12 protein-coding genes are annotated in these 16,715 nt (G+C 68.7%); 2 read left to right on the forward strand and 10 right to left on the reverse strand.

Going from position 1 to position 16,715, the window contains the following annotated elements; genetic code table 11:
- Both AC3FOF_RS19195 and aptA read right to left on the reverse strand, forming a co-directional pair.
- On the reverse strand, nt 1-1,517 hold a 1,517-nt coding region (locus AC3FOF_RS19195; protein WP_488727494.1), incomplete at its 3' end, for a CoA-acylating methylmalonate-semialdehyde dehydrogenase.
- Nucleotides 1,518-1,554: 37 nt separating this feature from the next.
- Entirely contained in the window at nt 1,555-2,886 is a 1,332-nt protein-coding gene (aptA, locus tag AC3FOF_RS19200; RefSeq protein WP_017226371.1) for an omega-aminotransferase AptA, read from the reverse strand.
- A gap of 353 nt (nt 2,887-3,239) precedes the next feature.
- Here aptA and AC3FOF_RS19205 point away from each other — a divergent pair, with 353 nt between their 5' ends.
- Nucleotides 3,240-4,757: an aminotransferase-like domain-containing protein gene (locus AC3FOF_RS19205; protein ID WP_488727495.1), complete on the forward strand. Its 1,518-nt coding sequence runs from the start codon at nt 3,240-3,242 to the stop codon at nt 4,755-4,757.
- A 198-nt stretch (nt 4,758-4,955) separates the two neighbouring features.
- Here AC3FOF_RS19205 and AC3FOF_RS19210 read toward each other — a convergent pair whose 3' ends face one another.
- The 6 genes from AC3FOF_RS19210 to leuC all read right to left on the reverse strand — a co-directional run bounded on the left by AC3FOF_RS19210 (nt 4,956) and on the right by leuC (nt 11,123).
- Entirely contained in the window at nt 4,956-6,146 is a 1,191-nt protein-coding gene (locus tag AC3FOF_RS19210) for a M24 family metallopeptidase (RefSeq protein WP_488727496.1), read from the reverse strand.
- 104 nt (nt 6,147-6,250) lie between these two features.
- Nucleotides 6,251-7,219: a Bug family tripartite tricarboxylate transporter substrate binding protein gene (locus tag AC3FOF_RS19215; RefSeq protein WP_488727497.1), complete on the reverse strand. Its 969-nt coding sequence runs from the start codon at nt 7,217-7,219 to the stop codon at nt 6,251-6,253.
- 184 nt (nt 7,220-7,403) lie between these two features.
- Nucleotides 7,404-8,045, reverse strand: coding sequence for a TetR family transcriptional regulator (locus AC3FOF_RS19220; RefSeq protein ID WP_017224562.1), 642 nt, complete (start codon nt 8,043-8,045; stop codon nt 7,404-7,406).
- A 114-nt stretch (nt 8,046-8,159) separates the two neighbouring features.
- Nucleotides 8,160-9,044, reverse strand: a complete 885-nt coding sequence (locus AC3FOF_RS19225) for an alpha/beta fold hydrolase (RefSeq protein WP_017224563.1) — start codon at nt 9,042-9,044, stop codon at nt 8,160-8,162.
- Between the two features lie 17 nt (nt 9,045-9,061).
- Complete coding sequence (gene leuD, locus AC3FOF_RS19230) at nt 9,062-9,712, reverse strand: 3-isopropylmalate dehydratase small subunit (protein WP_276264222.1); 651 nt, start codon at nt 9,710-9,712, stop codon at nt 9,062-9,064.
- Nucleotides 9,705-11,123, reverse strand: coding sequence for a 3-isopropylmalate dehydratase large subunit (gene leuC / locus AC3FOF_RS19235; RefSeq protein WP_488727498.1), 1,419 nt, complete (start codon nt 11,121-11,123; stop codon nt 9,705-9,707). The genes leuD and leuC overlap by 8 nt, the downstream gene beginning before the upstream one ends.
- 212 nt (nt 11,124-11,335) lie before the next feature.
- Here leuC and AC3FOF_RS19240 point away from each other — a divergent pair, with 212 nt between their 5' ends.
- Entirely contained in the window at nt 11,336-12,256 is a 921-nt protein-coding gene (locus AC3FOF_RS19240) for a LysR family transcriptional regulator (protein ID WP_488727499.1), read from the forward strand.
- A 45-nt stretch (nt 12,257-12,301) separates the two neighbouring features.
- Here AC3FOF_RS19240 and AC3FOF_RS19245 read toward each other — a convergent pair whose 3' ends face one another.
- Together AC3FOF_RS19245 and AC3FOF_RS19250 are read right to left on the reverse strand one after the other, a co-directional pair.
- Nucleotides 12,302-13,186 carry a response regulator transcription factor gene (locus tag AC3FOF_RS19245; protein ID WP_276264219.1) on the reverse strand — a complete coding sequence of 295 codons (885 nt, stop codon included), beginning with the start codon at nt 13,184-13,186 and terminating at the stop codon, nt 12,302-12,304.
- Complete coding sequence (locus AC3FOF_RS19250) at nt 13,170-16,583, reverse strand: hybrid sensor histidine kinase/response regulator (protein WP_488727500.1); 3,414 nt, start codon at nt 16,581-16,583, stop codon at nt 13,170-13,172. Before AC3FOF_RS19250 ends, AC3FOF_RS19245 begins: the two co-directional genes overlap by 17 nt.
- Nucleotides 16,584-16,715 lie beyond the last annotated feature (132 nt).

Genomic DNA, 16,715 nt, shown 5'->3' on the forward strand with positions numbered 1-16,715 from the left:
TACTTCGCCACCGGCATGGTGAACTCCGCGCCCTTGCCGATGCTGTCCGGCCAGCGCTGCATGATGCTCTTGTAGCGCGTGTAGAAGCGGATGCCCTCCTCGCCGTAGGCGTGGTGATCGCCGAACAGCGAGCGCTTCCAGCCGCCGAACGAATGCCACGCCATCGGCACCGGGATCGGCACGTTGATGCCGACCATCCCCACCTGGATCTGCCGCGAGAACGCGCGCGCCACGCCGCCGTCGCTGGTGTAGCACGATACGCCGTTGCCGTACTCGTGCGCGTTGATCAGGTCCACCGCCTCGGCAACATCGTGCACGCGCACCACCGACAGCACCGGGCCGAAGATCTCTTCCTTGTAGATCGTCATGTCCGGCGTGACGTGGTCGAACAGCGTGCCGCCGACGTAGAAGCCGCCTTCATGCCCATCCACCTTGTGGCCCCGGCCATCCGTCACCAGCTGCGCGCCCTCTTCCACCCCCTTGGCGATATAGCCTTCCACCTTGGCCTTGTGCGCGGCGGTCACCAGCGGGCCCATCTCGGCATCGGCCTCCATGCCGTTGCGGATCTTCAGCGCCTGCGCCCGTGCGGCCAGGCGCGGCACCAGCCGGTCGGCCACCTCGCCCACCGCCACCGCCACCGAGATCGCCATGCAGCGCTCGCCCGCCGAGCCGTAGGCCGCGCCGATCAGCGCGTCCACCGCCTGGTCGAGATCCGCGTCGGGCATCACCACCAGGTGGTTCTTGGCGCCGCCCAGCGCCTGCACGCGCTTGCCGTGCCGGGTGCCCTCGGCATAGATGTACTCGGCGATCGGCGTGGAGCCGACGAAGGACAGCGCCTGCACGTCCCGGTGCGCCAGCAGCGCGTCCACGGCTTCCTTGCCGCCCTGCACCACGTTGAACACGCCGTCGGGCAGGCCGGCCTGCTTGAGCAGGTCGGCGATCAGCAGCGAGGGCGAAGGATCGCGCTCGGACGGCTTGAGCACGAAGGTGTTGCCGCAGGCCAGCGCCACCGGGAACATCCACATCGGCACCATCACCGGAAAGTTGAACGGCGTGATGCCGGCCACCACGCCCAGCGGCTGGCGCAGGTTCCAGTTGTCGATGCCGCCGCCGATGTTGTCGGTGAAATCGGTCTTGAGCAGGTTGGGAATGCCGCAGGCGAATTCCGCCACCTCGATGCCGCGCGTGACCTCACCCTTGGCGTCCGAGAACACCTTGCCGTGCTCGCGCGTGATCAGCGCGGCGAGGTCGTCGTGGTGGCGGTCGAGCAGTTCCTTGAACTTGAACAGGATGCGCGCGCGCTTGAGCGGCGCGGTCTCGGACCAGGCCGGGAAGGCCGCGTGCGCGGCGGCCACCGCGGCGTCCACGTCCTGCGCCGAGCCCAGCGCCACACGCCCGGCCACGGCGCCGGTGGCCGGGTTGAAGACGTCGGCAAAGCGGTCCGACGAAGCGGCGCGCACGGTGCCGCCGATGTAGTGCGCGATTTCGGCGATCTGCCGGTTTTCTGCGATGTTCACGTCAGTATTCCTTGCGTTGTCCCTGCCATCGATGCAATTACTGCACCTCTTGCAGGACCTTCTTCACGGTGTCGAACATGTCGCCGATCTGCGCTTCCGTGATGATCAACGGCGGCGAGAAGGCGAGGATGTCGCCGGTGTAGCGCACCAGCACGCCGCGCTCCAGGCATTTGAGGAAGGCTTCGTAGCCGCGCGCGCCAGGCTGGCCGGGACGCGGCTCAAGCTCGATGCCGGCGACTAGGCCGAGGTTGCGGATGTCCTTCACATGCGGCGCGCCGCGCACGGCATGCGCCGCAGCCTCGAAGACGGGCGCCAGCGCGGCAGCGCGGCCAAACAGGTTCTCGTTCTTGTAGATATCCAGCGTGGCGATGGCCGCGGCCGCGGCCAGCGGATGGCCGGAATAGGTGTAGCCGTGCAGGAACTCGATCGCGCCCGGCGCGGCGGAGTTGACCACCGTGTCGTGCACTTCGCGCCTGACCGCCACCGCGCCCATCGGCACGGCTGCATTGTTGATGGCCTTGGCCATGGTGATCAGGTCCGGCGTGACGTTGAAGCGCTCGGCGGCAGTGGCCGCGCCCAGGCGGCCGAAGGCGGTGATGACCTCGTCGAAGATCAGCAGGATGCCGTGCTTGCTGGTGATCTCGCGCAGCTTTTCCAGGTAGCCCACCGGCGGCACCAGCACGCCGGCCGAACCGGCCAGCGGCTCGACGATCACGGCGGCCACATTGGACGGATCGTGCAGCGCCAGGATGCGTTCCAGGTCCTCCGCCAGGTGCGCGCCCCATTGCGGCTGGCCCTTGGAGTACGCAGCCTCGGCAATATTCAGCGTGGCCGGCAGGTGGTCGGTGCCGGGCATCAGGTTGGCCGAGAAGACCTTGCGGTTGCCGCCGATGCCGCCCACCGCCATGCCGCCGAAGCCCACGCCATGATAGCCGCGCTCGCGGCCGATGAAGCGGGTGCGCTGGCCTTCGCCGCGGGCACGGTGGTAAGCCAGCGCGATCTTCAGCGCGGTGTCGACCGATTCCGACCCCGAATTGGTGAAGAAGATACGGTCCAGCCCGGACGGCATGATGGCGGCCAGCTTGGTGGCGGCCTCGAAGGTCAGCGGGTGGCTCATCTGGAACGGCGGCGCGTAGTCCAGGGTCTGCACCTGGCGCGCGACCGCTTCCGAGATCTCCTGGCGGCAGTGGCCGGCGGCCACGCACCACAGGCCGGCGCAGCCATCGAGGATCTGGCGGCCGTCATGCGAGGTGTAGTACATGCCGCTGGCCGAGGCGAGCAGGCGCGGCGCCGCCTTGTACTGGCGGTTGGCGGTAAACGGCATCCACAGGGCATCGAGATCGGGGATCACGGTCTTGGCGGCATCCATACGTCCTCCTCAGGGCTTGTTTCGTGGGCGGCGGCCGTGGCCGCCGCGCCGGGGTTGTCAGGCGATTCCGGTGAATGCGGCCACTGTAGCGGGCCGGCCTGGCATAAAGAATATACGGTCGGCAAAACGCCGCCTTACCGTACAGCCGAGACTGAGACAACTGTACAGTTTCGCCAGCGCCTCCTGCGCCCCGGCGGGTCGATGCGTCCTGCCGCTTCGCTTCCACCAGGACGGAAAGTCAGCCCTGATGCGGTTTTTGCGTTGCGGTGCCGCAATCCTCGATCGCATGAAGACGCTTCCCAGTGAACGGCGACGGCTATTAAACTGTACAGGTCGATTCTTACACGTGACGCATGCTTAACCTTGAACTCGTCCGCAGCCGCCGCAGCGGAGACACCCTGACCGAGCAGATCGTGGCCGGCATCGCCGGCCTGGTCGACCGGCGCGTGCTGCGCGCCGGCGTGGCGCTGCCCTCGGTGCGGCGCTTTGCCCAGCAGCATGGCGTCAGCACCTTCACCGTGGCCGAGGCCTATGGCCGCCTCACCGCGCTGGGCTACCTCAGCGCGCGGGTGGGCTCGGGCTATACGGTGGCGCACCGCCACGCGCCGGCCGGCCAGCCGCCGGCGGCGCGCTGGGAAGCGCCGGGGCTGAACGCCGCCTGGCTGCTATCCGACGTGTTCGCCGACCATTCGGTGCCGATCAAGGCCGGCGCGGGCTGGCTGCCCGGCGACTGGCTCAACGAGGAAGGGCTGCACCAGGCCATGCGCGCCGCGGCGCGGGTGCCGGCGGCGCAGGTCTCCGGCTATGGCCATCCCTATGGCTTTGCCGCGCTGCGCGAGCATATCGCCGCCGGGCTCAGCCAGTACGGCATGCCGGTGCAGGCGCAGCAGGTGGTGCTGACCCAGGGCGCCACCCAGGCGCTGGATCTGGTGGTGCGTACGCTGCTGCGCCCGGGCGACACCGTGCTGGTGGAGGACCCGTGCTACTGCAACCTGCTGCAGATCCTGCGCCTGGCCGGCCTGCAGGTGGTGGGCGTGCGCCGCACCGCCAGCGGGCTCGACACCGACGCGCTCGACCACGCCATCCGCACCCACGCGCCGCGCGCGCTGTTCGTCAATACGGTGCTGCAGAACCCGACGGGCGGCACGCTCACCAGCATGAATGCGCACCGCGTGCTGCAACTGGCGGAGCAGTACCGGCTGCTGGTGGTGGAGGACGATATCTACCGCGAACTGGCGCCTGCCGGCTCGCCCATGCTGGCGGCGATGGACGGCCTGTCGCACGTGATCTACGTGAATGGCTTTTCCAAGACGATCACGCCGTCGCTGCGGGTGGGCTATCTGGCGGCCAGCCCGGAGCTGGCCAAGGCGCTGGCGCGCACCAAGATGGCGGTGGGGCTGACCTCGTCGGAAGTGACCGAGCGGCTGGTGTACTCGGTGCTGACCAGCGGCCACTACGGCCGCCACGTGGCGGCGCTGGCCGAGCGGCTGCGCGCCCAGCAGGACCGCATCACGGAGAAGATGGAAGCGCATGGCCTGGAAGTGCTGCTGCGGCCGGAAGGCGGGATGTTTGCCTGGGCGCGGGTGCGGCCGGATGGAGACAACGATCCGGCCGCCCTGTCGGGCAACCGGCTGGCGACGCTGGCGCTGGAGCATGGCATCTGGCTGGCGCCGGGCTCCTACTTCGTGCCGGAAGAAAGCGATTCGCCGTGGATACGGTTCAATGTCGCGACCAGCGACGCGCCCGCGCTATGGCGATTCTTCGACGCGCTGCGCAGTGAAGAAGGGATGCCGGCCGTGCCGGCCAGGCTCCCGGAATCGTCCTCGCGCACCGCGCGCGGTGCGCGCGCAGGCATGGCCAAGCTGGCCTGAGCCTCAGGACCAGAGACGCTCCACCACCCAGCCCGCGGTCACGCAGATCGCAAGCCAGGCGCCAAGGCATCCGGCAATAAAACGGTAAGTCATAGTCAATTTCCGCAACAAACGCTCGGGGGACAAGCGAATCAAGCCGGAATTATACATCCATCCGCGAATGTATGTTTGACCGGACCCATCCCAGGGCACGGCGCGTCAGGCCACCGTGGCGTACTCCAGTGTCTTCGGTGTCGTCACGATCACTTCCGGGCGCTCCCCTACCACCACGGTATCGTCCAGGCGGAAGCCGCCCAGCCCGTAGACATAGATGCCAGGCTCGGCCGAGTAGACTTCGCCCGGCAGCAGTGCCCGCGTATTGAAAGCCATGTCTTCCGGATACTCATGCAGCATCAGACCGACCGCGTGTCCGGTACGGTGGAAGATATATTCGCCCAGGCCGGCGCGCTCGATCACCGCCTGCGCGGCCGCATCCATATCGCACACGCGGCGGCCGGTCACCGCGGCGGCCACGGCGGCATCGGTGGCCTCGGCGGCGACCTGGTAGCAGCGGGCCTGGCGCTCGTCCGGCCGGCCGCAGAACCACGTCCGTTCGTTCTCCACGTAGTAGCCGTTCAGCCGCGGCAGGATCAGGTTGACGACCGTGTCGCCGGCGGCGATGCGCGCACCGCACGCGGCGCCGTCGCCATGCGGCGAAGCCGAGGCCGGCCCGGTCAGCGTCCAGCACTTGAGGATATCGAAATCCTCGCCGGGAAAGCGGCGCGCCGCCTCCTCGACCATCAGCGCCGACATGGCATGGTCGAGCTCCTGCACCAGGCGGCCCGGGCGGATGTTCTCGCGATAGCGGTCCTGCACCCAGTCGGTCAGCGCGCCCAGTTCACGCATCACCTGCAGTTCCTCCGCATGCTTGACCCAGCGCATGCCGCGCATCTCGGCCAGCGCCGGGCGCAGCGTGAGCTCCGGCAGGTAGCGCTGCGCCGCCGCCAGGATCGGATGGGGCAGGTCCACGGCGATGCGCGAGCCCGCCAGTCCGTGCGCAGCCAGCAGCGAGGCCACCACTTCAGGCAACTGCGGCGCCAGCGCCAGCCGCTGCGAAACGCGCGGATGTTCGGCGTAGTAGGTCACGTCGCGCAGCCACACCTTGTCCTTCTCGGTGCACAGGCGCATGTGGTTGGTGGACAGTTCGTTCATCACCGCGAAGGGCTCGCCGTTGCGCGGCACGAACACGAACACCGGCCGCTCCCACGGCCAGACATCGAGCTGGAAGTTGGTGGCGAACTGGAAAAAGTCAGGCGTGCCGAAAACCAGCGCGTCGACGCGCAGGCGATCCATCAGCCTGTGCATCATGGCGAGGCGATAGTCGCGTACGGCCGTGGTGATCTGGGGCATGAAAGTCTCCTTGTTCCCGTGTGGGATGTCGTTGAAGAATGCTGCGGCGAATCTTGCGGCGAGCCGCGCGCCTGCGGCACCTGCGGCAGCGCCTGCAACACCGCCTATAGCGCGATACCGAGCTTGCGGATCAGCGGCCCCCAGGTCTGCGCATCGCGCCGCATATAGCGCTCCACCTCGGCCGGGGGCCCCTTGATGGGGTCGAGGAACTGGTAGCCAAGCTTGTCCTTGAACGCCGGCTCGTCCATGGCGGCATTGATATCCGCGTTGATCTTCTGCACCAGCGCCTGCGGGGTGCCCGCCTTCGCCACGATGGCGTACCAGCCCGGCACCGCCACGTCGTAGCCGAGTTCCTTGAAAGTGGGCACATCCGGCAGCGCGGCAAGCCGCCGCTCGCCGGTCACCGCCAGCGGCACCAGTTTCTTGCCGGCGATATAGGGCTGCACGCCCGCCACCACATTCATCATCGCGGGGGTCTCGCCCGACATCAGGCTGGTCGAGCCACCGGCGCCGTTGAACGGCACATGCATCAGCTTGATGCCGGCACGCTCGGCTACCAGTTCCATGGCCAGGTGCGTCGAATTGCCGATACCGCCGGAGGCATAGCTGATCGCCCCGGGCCGAGCCTTGGCCATGCGCACGAACTCGGCGAAACTGCCCGCATGCAGCGATGGCGCGACCACCAGCATGAAGGGCGAGTTCGCCAGCATGGCCACGCCCGCGAGGTCACGCTGGGGAACATACGGCAGCGTGGGATAGAGAAAGGGATTGAAGGCCAGGTTGGAGACGCCGGCAAAGAACAGCGTGTGGCCATCCGCAGGTTGCTGCAACACATGGCTGATCGCCAGCACGCCGTTGGCGCCGGGCTTGTTTTCCACCACGACGCTGCCGCCCCAGCGCTTGCCCAGCGCCTCGGCCAGCGCCCTCGCCAGCACATCGTTGCCGGTGCCGCCTGCCTGCGGCACCACCAGCCGCACGGGGCGCTGCGGCCAGGCCTGCGCCTGGGCCAGGCCCGTGCATGACAATCCAGCCGCGACCAGCGCGGCACCCAACAGCAGCTTGCGTCTCTCCACCTCGATCTCCTTTCACGGCCCGGAAACGGCACCTGTCCGCCAGTGCTTCCGGTTTACTGTACCACGTGGTACATCAAAAGCAAGATACGGATGAAACGCAGCGTTTGCGGTCTTGCAGACCGGAGAAAATCCGGCGCGATCGTGAAACGGAGAAGGCAGCGCCGGTCGCGGCGTCGCGCGGGATTCAGGCTTCGGGGTCGGGGTTCCCGTCCTGCGCCCTGGGGGCGTTGAGCATGCGGGCGAAGTATTTGAGCGCGGCGGTGGTGCCCTTGCGATCGCCCGTCGTGACCAGGTCAAGCAGCAGTCCACGCACCGTGGCCACCTCGATGCGCGCCCGCAGCCTGGCTTCGCCCGTGCTCAAGCCCAGCTGCTTGTGAAAGCGCTCGGTCAGCGCGCCGGTCCAGCTGCCGATGACATCGTCCAGGAAGATGTGAAAGCGCTCGCGATCCCGGATGGCACGGCCATAGATCTCGAACAGCAACTGGATGATGGGCAGGTAGTTGTCCGCCGAATAGCGCGCCCAGGCCACCTCCAACGCCCGGGCGGGATCGGTTTCGGTGGCGGCCAGGCTGGCGCGCGCATCCAGCTCGGCATGGCGGATGCGACGCAGCACCGCCTCCCAGAACTGGTCGGCCGAGCCGAAATAGTAGATCAGCATGCGATGGCTGGTACCGACCGCTTCGGCGATATGGCGCAGCGACAGGTCGCCGATGCCATGCTCCATCACGTGATTCACGGCACTGTCGAGCAGCTGGATGGCCTGGTCGCTGGTAGCGCGGCTTTCCGCAAGGGTTTCGGTGGCGGCAGTGGGCTTGCGGGGCGGCATGGGCAGGACGGAACGCGTTCGGTTGGCACGGGTGCGAAGACAGCGAGTGTAAGCCAGCCCGCTTCGCCATGCATCCGTGCCGCGCCAAAATGCCGCCGCAGTTGCCGCCCTGCCTCAGGCGCCGGCCAGCAGGAAAGGCAAAGTCTCCTCCAGCAGCAGTTCCGGCATTTCCTCGGCGATATAGTGCCCGCACGGCAGGCTCTTGCCGCTCGCGCGGCGCGCCACCTTGCGCCACTCTTCCAGCGGCGCGAAACAGCGGCCCACCGCACCTTGCTCGCCCCATAGCGCGAGCATGTCGCACTCGACCTTGCGCCCAGCGGCCAGGTCGGCGCGATCGTGCTCGAGGTCGATCGAAGCGCTGGCGCGGTAATCCTCGCACAAGCCATGCGCCGCGCCCGGCAGGCTGAGGCAACGCAGGTACTCCGCCATCGCGGCCTCGGTGAAAGGCGCCAGGCCGGCGCTGCGGCTGCCCATGGTGCTGCGCAGGTAGAGCGCCGGGTCGGCCTCGATCAGCGTCTCCGGAAACGGCGCTGGCCGGATCAGGAAGAACCAGTGGTAGTACGCCAGCGCGAACTGCAGGCTGGTCTGCTCGTACATCGCCAGCGTAGGCGCGATATCCAGCGTGACCAGCCGCCGTACGGCATCCGGATGATCCAGCGCCATGCGGTGGGCCACGCGCGCGCCGCGGTCGTGCGCCATCACCAGGAAACGCGCGAAGCCCAGCGCGCGCATGGCCGCCACCTGGTCCCGCGCCATGCTGCGCTTGCTGTAGTTGGCATGGTCCGGCAGCCCCGCGGGCTTGCCGCTATCGCCGTAGCCGCGCAGGTCGGTGGCGACCACCGTGAAATGCCGCGCCAGCGCGGCGGCCACCTTGTGCCAGATCACATGCGTCTGCGGATGGCCGTGCAGCAGCAGCAAAGCGGGGCCCTGCCCGCCAACCACCGCATGGATCTCGACGTCGCCGCAAGGCATGCGGTGCTGCGTAAAACCTTCAAACACGTTGTCTCCTTGTCTTCTCAGGCAGCGGCCAGCCGCGCCATGGTCTTGGCGGCGACGTCCTGCAGCCAGGGCTGTTCCCGGTGATGCCGCTGCGCGAACGCCGCGATCCGCGCCTGCTGCGATAGCGTCGCGCCGATCATGTCCAGTCCCTGGCGGAACAGCTTGCGATGGCGCTCGGCCAGCGTGAAGACGGTATGGAAAGCGCCCGCCCTTACCGTCATCGCATCGAGATCGAGCTCGATGCGCACCGGCGCCTCACCTGACACTTCGGCCATCAGGGCATCGACCTCCGCCTGCGGCAGCATCACCAGCAGCAGGCGGTTGTTGATGGCGTTGGAATAGAAGATCTCGCCAAAGCTCGGCGCGATGACCGCGCGGATGCCGGCCTGCTGCAGCCCCCACACGGCATGCTCGCGGCTCGAGCCGCAGCCGAAGTTCGGGCCGGCCACCAGCACGCCGGCGCCCCGGTAGCGCGGCTGGTTGAGCACGAAGCCGGGGCGCGGCTCGCCCTGCGCGTCGAACCGCATATCGTAGAACAGGCCACGGTCCAGTCCCGCCTTGTCGATGATGCGCAGGAACTGCTTGGGCATGATCTGGTCGGTGTCGAGATTGCCGATGGGCAGGGGTGCGCCAAGGGCGGCGATCAAGCCGGAATCACGGTCAGGCATCGGCTTGCTCCAGGCGGCGTACATCGGTAATGCAGCCGGTCAGTGCCGCGGCGGCGGCCATGGCGGGACTCATCAGGTGGGTGCGCCCGGCGCGTCCCTGGCGTCCCTCGAAATTGCGGTTGGTGGTGGAGGCGCAGCGCTCGCCCGGGGCGAGCACATCGTCGTTCATGGCCAGGCACATCGAGCAGCCCGGCTTGCGCCATTCGAAGCCGGCCTCCTGCAGCACCCGCGCGATGCCCTCGTCCTCGGCCTGCCGGCGCACCGCGCCGGAGCCCGGCACCACCATCGCGCGCACGCCCCCGGCCACCTTGCGCCCACGCACGATGGCGGCCACCGCACGCAGGTCTTCGATGCGGCCATTGGTGCAGGAGCCGATGAACACGCGTTGCACCGGCAACCCTTCGAGCGTGGCGCCCGCTTGCAGGCCGATATAGTCGAGCGCCTTGACGGCGGCGGCGCGCGCCACGTCGTCCACGGCATCGGCGGGCAGCGGCACGCGCGCGTCGATGGGGATGGCCTGGTCAGGGCTGGTGCCCCAGCTCACATACGGCGCCACCACGCCGGCATCGAACACCAGCTCGCTGTCGAACCGCGCGTGCGGATCGGAACGCAACTGCTGCCAGCACGCCAGCGCGCGTTCGCGCATCGGCGCATCGATATCGGCGGCCCGCGCCAGCACGTAGCCGATGGCCGCCGCATCCGGCGCGATCAGCGCGCCGCGCGCACCGGCTTCCACGGTCATATTGCACAGGGTCATGCGCGCTTCGATGGACAGCGCATCGATGGCCGGGCCCGCGAACTCCACCACGTAGCCGCGTGCGCCCTGCGCGCCGATGCGGCTGATGATATGCAGGATCAGATCCTTGGCGGTAGCGCCGCGCGGCAGCACGCCGTCCACGCGGACGCGCATGGCCTTCGCCACGCGGTACACCAGCGTCTGCGTGGCCAGCACATGCTCCACCTCCGACGTGCCGATGCCGAAGCCGAGCGCGCCCAGCGCGCCGTAAGTGGTGGTATGGCTGTCGCCGCACAGCACCACCATGCCCGGCCGGATCATGCCGTGTTCGGGCGCGATCACATGCTCGATACCCTGCAGCGCATCGTCGGTATCGAACAGCCCAATGCCGTGCCTCTCGCAGTTGCGTTTCAGATTGCGCGCCTGCAGCGCCGAGGCCGGATCCTGGATGCGGCGCGGGTGCTCGGCATGGGTGGGGATGACATGGTCCACCACCGCCACCTGCTGGCCCGGCGCGGGCACGCCACGGCCCTGCGCGGCCAGCCCGGCGAAGGCCTGGGGGCTGGTGTATTCGTTCATCAGGTGCAGATCCGCATAGAGCAGCACGTGGTCGGCATCGAGCGCGGCCACGGTGTGCGAATCCACCAGCTTGCGGTAAAGGGTAAGGCCTGGCATGGGACAGCCTGCATGAAGATGGAAGGAGAGAAGGTGAGTCGGAACGTGGCTGGGGAGGATCGCCATGAAGACTCGCGCGTCGTGCCTCCAGACGCGATGGCTGGCAGTTTAACCATTGAATCCATCGCTATAATTTCATTCTCGGACTTTCATTCATTCCTTCTATTCACGAATCATTTCGTGAATCCGATCGCTTCCAGGGGCATCGCAACGTGGACACCTTCTCCGACCTCGCCTTCTTCGTCACGCTGGTCAAGCGCGGCAGCCTGGTGGGCGCGGCGCAGCAGTTCGGCATCACGCCCTCCGCCGCCAGCAAGCGGCTGACGGCGCTGGAGGCACGCCTCGGCGTGCGCCTGCTCAACCGCACCACGCGCCGCCTGAGCGTGACCCAGGAGGGTGAGGCCTACCTGGCGCAGGGCGCGCGCATCCTGGCCGAACTGGAAGAACTGGAACAGGGACTGGCCGGCAGCCGGGTGGCGCCGCGCGGCCTGCTGCGGGTCAACGCCACGCTGGGCTTTGGCCGGCGCCATGTGGCGCCCGCGGTGGGTGCGTTCCTGCTGGCCTGCCCGGAGGTGGAAGTGCAGCTCGAACTCACCGACCGGCCGCTCAACCTGGCGCAAGCCGGCTTCGATGTCGGCATCCGCGTGGGCGACCTGCCCGACGCCCGCCTCGCCGCCCGGCCCATCGCGCACAACCGCCGCCTGCTGTGCGCGGCGCCACGCTACCTGGCCAGCCACGGCGAGCCGGCTTCGCCGCGCGAACTGCAGCAGCACCGCTGCATCGTGCTCCGGGAAAGCGACGCCACCTATGGCACCTGGCACCTGCGCTCGGCCAGCCGCCAGGAAACCGTGAAGGTGCGCGGGCCGGCCAGCACCAACGATGGCGAAGCGGCACTCGGCTGGGCCCTGCAGGGCCACGGCATCCTGATGCGTTCGGAATGGGAGGTCGCGCCGATGCTCAGGTCCGGACGGCTGCGCCAGGTCTTGCCCGACTGGTCAACGCCGGCGGCCGACGTGTTCGCGGTGTTTCTCACGCGCGACCACCTCACCGCCAAGGTGCGCGCCTTCGTCGATTTCCTGGCAGAGCGCTTCGCGGCGCACCGTGTGCCGGACGCGCCTTATAGCGGTTGGTAGCAACGCCTGGCGCGGCGGCGGCGCACCGGCAGGCCGGGCAGCGTACTAAGCCAGGCCGCGCCGCGCGGCCGCCACCGCAGCCGTGCGCGTTTCCACGCCGAGCTTCTCGTAGATGTGCTCGAGGTGCTTGTTGACCGTGCGCGGGCTCATGCCGAGTATCTCCGCCACGTCGCGATTGGTCTTGCCGCGTGCCACCCATACCATCACTTCCGCCTCTCGCGGCGTCAGTTCCGCCGGCGCCGCACCGTCACCCGCCGCTGCCTGCGCGGCCAGCTCCACCACGGTCACGCCCGCCGTCACGCCAGTCAGCCGGCGCAGCCGTAGGCCGCCCAGCCGCAAGTCCTGCGTGCCCGGGTCCTCCTGCAGCGCCTGCAGCGCGCCCGCCAGCGGCGGCGCCAGCGTCCCGCCCGGCGGCACCGCCGCCCAGCCGTGTGCCTGCAGCAAGGCCGCTGCGCTGGCATTCATCCACATCAGCTGCCCGCCCGCGCTGGCCGCCAGCATGGCCACCGCGCTGCCCAGCACGGCCTCGCGTGCGCTGCGCGCCAGACGTGCCTTGGCGGCGTGCGAGCGCACTCGCGCCACCACCTCGGCAACCGCCACCGGCTTGGTCACGTAGTCGCACCCGCCCACCTCGAAGCCGCGCACGATGTGCCCGGTCTCGCCCAGCCCGGTCATGAAGATCACCGGCAGGTCCGCATGGCGGTCCACCATCGCCGCGCAGGTAGCGAAGCCGTCCATGCCCGGCATGTCCACATCGAGCAGCACCGCGTCGGGCTCGAAGAATGCCAGCGCAGCGAGCGCGGCGTCGCCGCTGTGTGCGGCATGCACCGCCATGGCCTCGCCGCCGAGTGCTCGGGCCAGGAAGCCGCGCGCATCGGCGTTGTCGTCCACCACCAGCACGCGGGTCTGCAGATCAGGAGCGGGAGTCATGGAGCGCCTCGCCGAGAGAGTGTGTCAATGCGGCACCGTCCGTGCGGGCCAGCACCAGCATGCGTGCCGCCCAGGCCGAGGCGGCATCGGCGCCGTCGGCCAGCTCGGCCAGTTGCGCCTCGAGCGCGCGCTGTCGGCCAGTGGCGCCAAGCAGCAGCAGTTCACGCAGCAGTTCCGGCGCGGGCGCGCCATGGGCATCGATAGCAGCGCCATCCATCGCAGTCACGGTGGCTGCGCCCGTCTGCGCCTGCGCATCTTCGCGCGGTGCGGCGCCCGCCAGCGCGCGCCGCACCACCTCGATCAGTTCCGCCTCGCGCACCGGCTTGCTGATGAAGGCGAAGTGCCCATGCGTGGCGCGCGCCTCTTCGGTGTTCTCATGCGCATTGGCCGAGACGATCACCACCAGCGGCGCAGGCGCCTGCGCGCGCAGCAGGCGGCACAGGTCCCAGCCCGATGCATCGGGCAGGTTGAGATCGAGCAACACCAGTTGCGGGCGCCAGCGCTGCACCGCCGGCAGCACCCCGGCGCCGTCGCCAATTTCATGTACCACGAGGCCCAGCGGCGCCAGGAAGCCGAGCAGCACCGCGCGATGCGCGGCGCGGTCGTCCACCACCAGCACCCGCGAGCCGGCCGGCAGCCGGGTGCCCGGCGCGGCGGCCCGGCACGCAACCGGCGCCGTCACCGCCGGCAGGTACAGCCGCACCGTGAACTCGCTGCCGGCGCCGGGCGCGCTGCGCAGGCGGATCTCGCCGCCCATCAGGTCGGCCAGCAGCCGCACGATCGCCAGCCCCAGGCCGATGCCTTCGCGGTCATCGTGGCCGCCGGCGCGCTCGAAGGGATCGAAGATACGCTCCTGATCGGCGATCGCAATGCCCGGCCCGGTATCGCTGACGGAGATGGTGGCCAGCTCGCGCTGGTGCCGCACGCTCAGGGTGACCGCCCCTCGCTCGGTGAACTTGATGGCGTTGCTGACCAGGTTGATCACGATCTGCCGCAGGCGCTTCGGGTCGCCATGCACATGGGACGGCAGCATGCCTTCCACGCGATAGTGGAACGCCAGCCCGCGCGCGGCCGCCAGCGGGCGGAACATGCGCACCAGATCGTCGAACAGGCCTTCCAGCGCCACCGCCTCCTGCGCCAGGCGCAGCTTGCCGGCCTCGATGCGCGACAGTTCCAGCAGGCCGTCGACCAGGCTGGAAAGATGCTCGCCAGCACGCCCGATGGTGCGCACGTCCTCGCGCAGCGCGCCGGGCAGCGTGGCGGCGCGCAACAGCAACTGCGAATAGCCGAGGATGGAATTCAGTCCGGCGCGCATCTCATGGCTCATGCCGGTGATAAAGCGGCTTTTGGCCAGGTTGGCCTTCTCCGCCACTTCCTTGGCGCTTTGCAGCAGCGCATCGGTATGGCGGTGCGCATCGATTTCCTTTTGCAGCAGCATGTTCTGCCGCTCCGACTCCTCCTGCGCCACCACCCGGCTCTCATTGGCCAGCACCAGCCACCACGCCGCCACCGCGGCGAACAGCAGCAGTCCGGCGAAGATCTTGATGAACAGCCCGGCTCGCGGCAGCGTGGCCGCACCCTGCCCGACCGACCCGACTGACAATTGCTCCTGCGTGTACAACAGCCACAGGAAGGTGCCGAACACGAACACCATGCCGGCCAGCACCAGGCAGAACTGGCCGATGCGGCGCGCCATCACCGGCGGCGTGCCCGCCGGCAGCACGCGCGTGAGCGCGGTCACGATCTGCTCCTGCGCGCTGGCGCCGGGCTTGCAGCGGTCGCCGCAGCGCGCGTCGAGCGTGCAGCACAGCGAGCAGATCGGCCCGCGATACGCCGGGCAGGAGGCCACATCCTCCACCTCGAAGGGATTGCGGCAGATGGTGCAGCGAACCACCTTGTGGCGCGGCCCGAAATCCGCCGGCGCACGCGCGATGAAGTAGCGGCTCTGGGTGGCCAGCGCGATCAGCGGCGGAATGGCGATGGCAAGCAGCAGCGCCGCCCCGATCGAAGCCGGACGCAGCGTCTCGCCGAACACACCCAGGTGCACCAGCAGCGACGCCGCCGAGGCCAGCATCATGCCGCCGAACCCGGCCGGGTTGATATCGAACAGGTAGGCGCGGCGGAACTCGATGGCGCGCGGCGACAGCCCGAGCGGCTTGCTGATGACGAGATCGCCGACGATGGCGCCGACCCACGCCACCGCCAGATGCGCATACAGCGCCAGCACCTGCTCGAGCGCCTCGAACACGCCCATGGCCATCAGCATCACCGCGATCAGCACATTGAAGGCCAGCCACACCACCCGGCCCGGATGGCTGTGCGTGAGCCGCGCGAACACGTTCGACCAGGCCAGCGAGCCGGCGTAGGCATTGGTGATGTTGATCTTGGTCTGCGACAGCAGCACGAACAGGCCGGTCAGGGCCACCGCCGTCCAGCCTGGCCACCCGGCGCCGAGGGCGCGCGCGAAGCCCGCCAGGTACATCTGGGTAGGCTCCAGTGCATGCGCGATCGGCACTTCGGCCTGCAATGCCACAAAAGCCAGAAAGGCCCCGCCCGCCATCTTGGCCGCGCCCAGCACGATCCAGCCCGGGCCGGCCGCGATCAGCGCGCTCCACCAGCGCAGCCGGTTGCGCGGCGTCAGCTCCGGCATGAAGCGCAGGAAATCCACCTGCTCGCCGATCTGCGCGATCAATGCGGCGGCGACGGTGGCCGCGGCGCCGAACGCATGCCAGGAAAAACCGTCGCCTTCGGCCACGCGTCCGTTGAAGGAGAGGAAATCGGCGTAGAGGCCCGGCTCGCGCCACCCGATCGCCGCATAGGGCAGCGCCAGCAGCAAGAGCCACAGTGGCTGGGTCCATAGCTGGATGCGGGAGATCAGCGTCACGCCGTGGGTCACCAGCGGAATCACCACCAGCGCGGAGAGCAGGTAGCCCAGCGGACGCGGCAGGCCGAACAGCAGCTCGAAGGCCTGCGCCATGATGGCCGCCTCGAGCGCGAAGAAGATAAAGGTGAAGCTGGCGTAGATCAGCGAGGTGATGGTGGAACCCAGGTAGCCGAAGCCGGCGCCGCGCGCCAGCAGATCCATGTCCACGCCGTGGCGGGCGGCGTAGTAGGAGATCGGCAGCCCGCTCAGGAAGATGGCCAGGCTGACCACGCCGATGGCCCACATCGCATTGGTGAAGCCGTAGCTGAGCGTGATGGCCGCGCCGATGGCTTCCAGCGCCAGGAAGGCCACTGCACCAAAAGCGGTATTCGCGACCCGGAAGGCGCTCCACTTGCGGAACGTCCTTGGTGCAAAACGCAGCGCGTAGTCCTCCAGGGTCTCGTCGGCAACCCAGCGGTTGTAGTCGCGCCGGATCTTGCTGATGCGCTGTACGGGCTGGCTGGCGGTGGGCATGGGAGGTCTGGACTCCGGAGGGTGCTCGCGTGGGTCGTGCCGCGCTGATGCAAGAGCCGTGCCGTGTCGCGGGGCCCGGCGGGCGCAAAGGAAGCATCCACCACAAAGGTCGCCAGCAGGTGATCCACGGGC

The organism is Cupriavidus sp. 96C5-1 (assembly GCF_057798855.1).

Excerpts from the sequence above, each read along its gene's own strand:
- aptA (WP_017226371.1), bottom strand. The coding sequence starts at position 2,886 with ATGGATGCCGCCAAGACCGTGATCCCCGATCTCGATGCCCTGTGGATG.
- AC3FOF_RS19205 (WP_488727495.1), top strand. The coding sequence starts at position 3,240 with ATGCTTAACCTTGAACTCGTCCGCAGCCGCCGCAGCGGAGACACCCTG.
- AC3FOF_RS19210 (WP_488727496.1), bottom strand. The coding sequence starts at position 6,146 with ATGCCCCAGATCACCACGGCCGTACGCGACTATCGCCTCGCCATGATG.
- AC3FOF_RS19220 (WP_017224562.1), bottom strand. The coding sequence starts at position 8,045 with ATGCCGCCCCGCAAGCCCACTGCCGCCACCGAAACCCTTGCGGAAAGC.
- leuD (WP_276264222.1), bottom strand. The coding sequence starts at position 9,712 with ATGCCTGACCGTGATTCCGGCTTGATCGCCGCCCTTGGCGCACCCCTG.
- leuC (WP_488727498.1), bottom strand. The coding sequence starts at position 11,123 with ATGCCAGGCCTTACCCTTTACCGCAAGCTGGTGGATTCGCACACCGTG.
- AC3FOF_RS19245 (WP_276264219.1), bottom strand. The coding sequence starts at position 13,186 with ATGACTCCCGCTCCTGATCTGCAGACCCGCGTGCTGGTGGTGGACGAC.
- AC3FOF_RS19250 (WP_488727500.1), bottom strand. The coding sequence starts at position 16,583 with ATGCCCACCGCCAGCCAGCCCGTACAGCGCATCAGCAAGATCCGGCGC.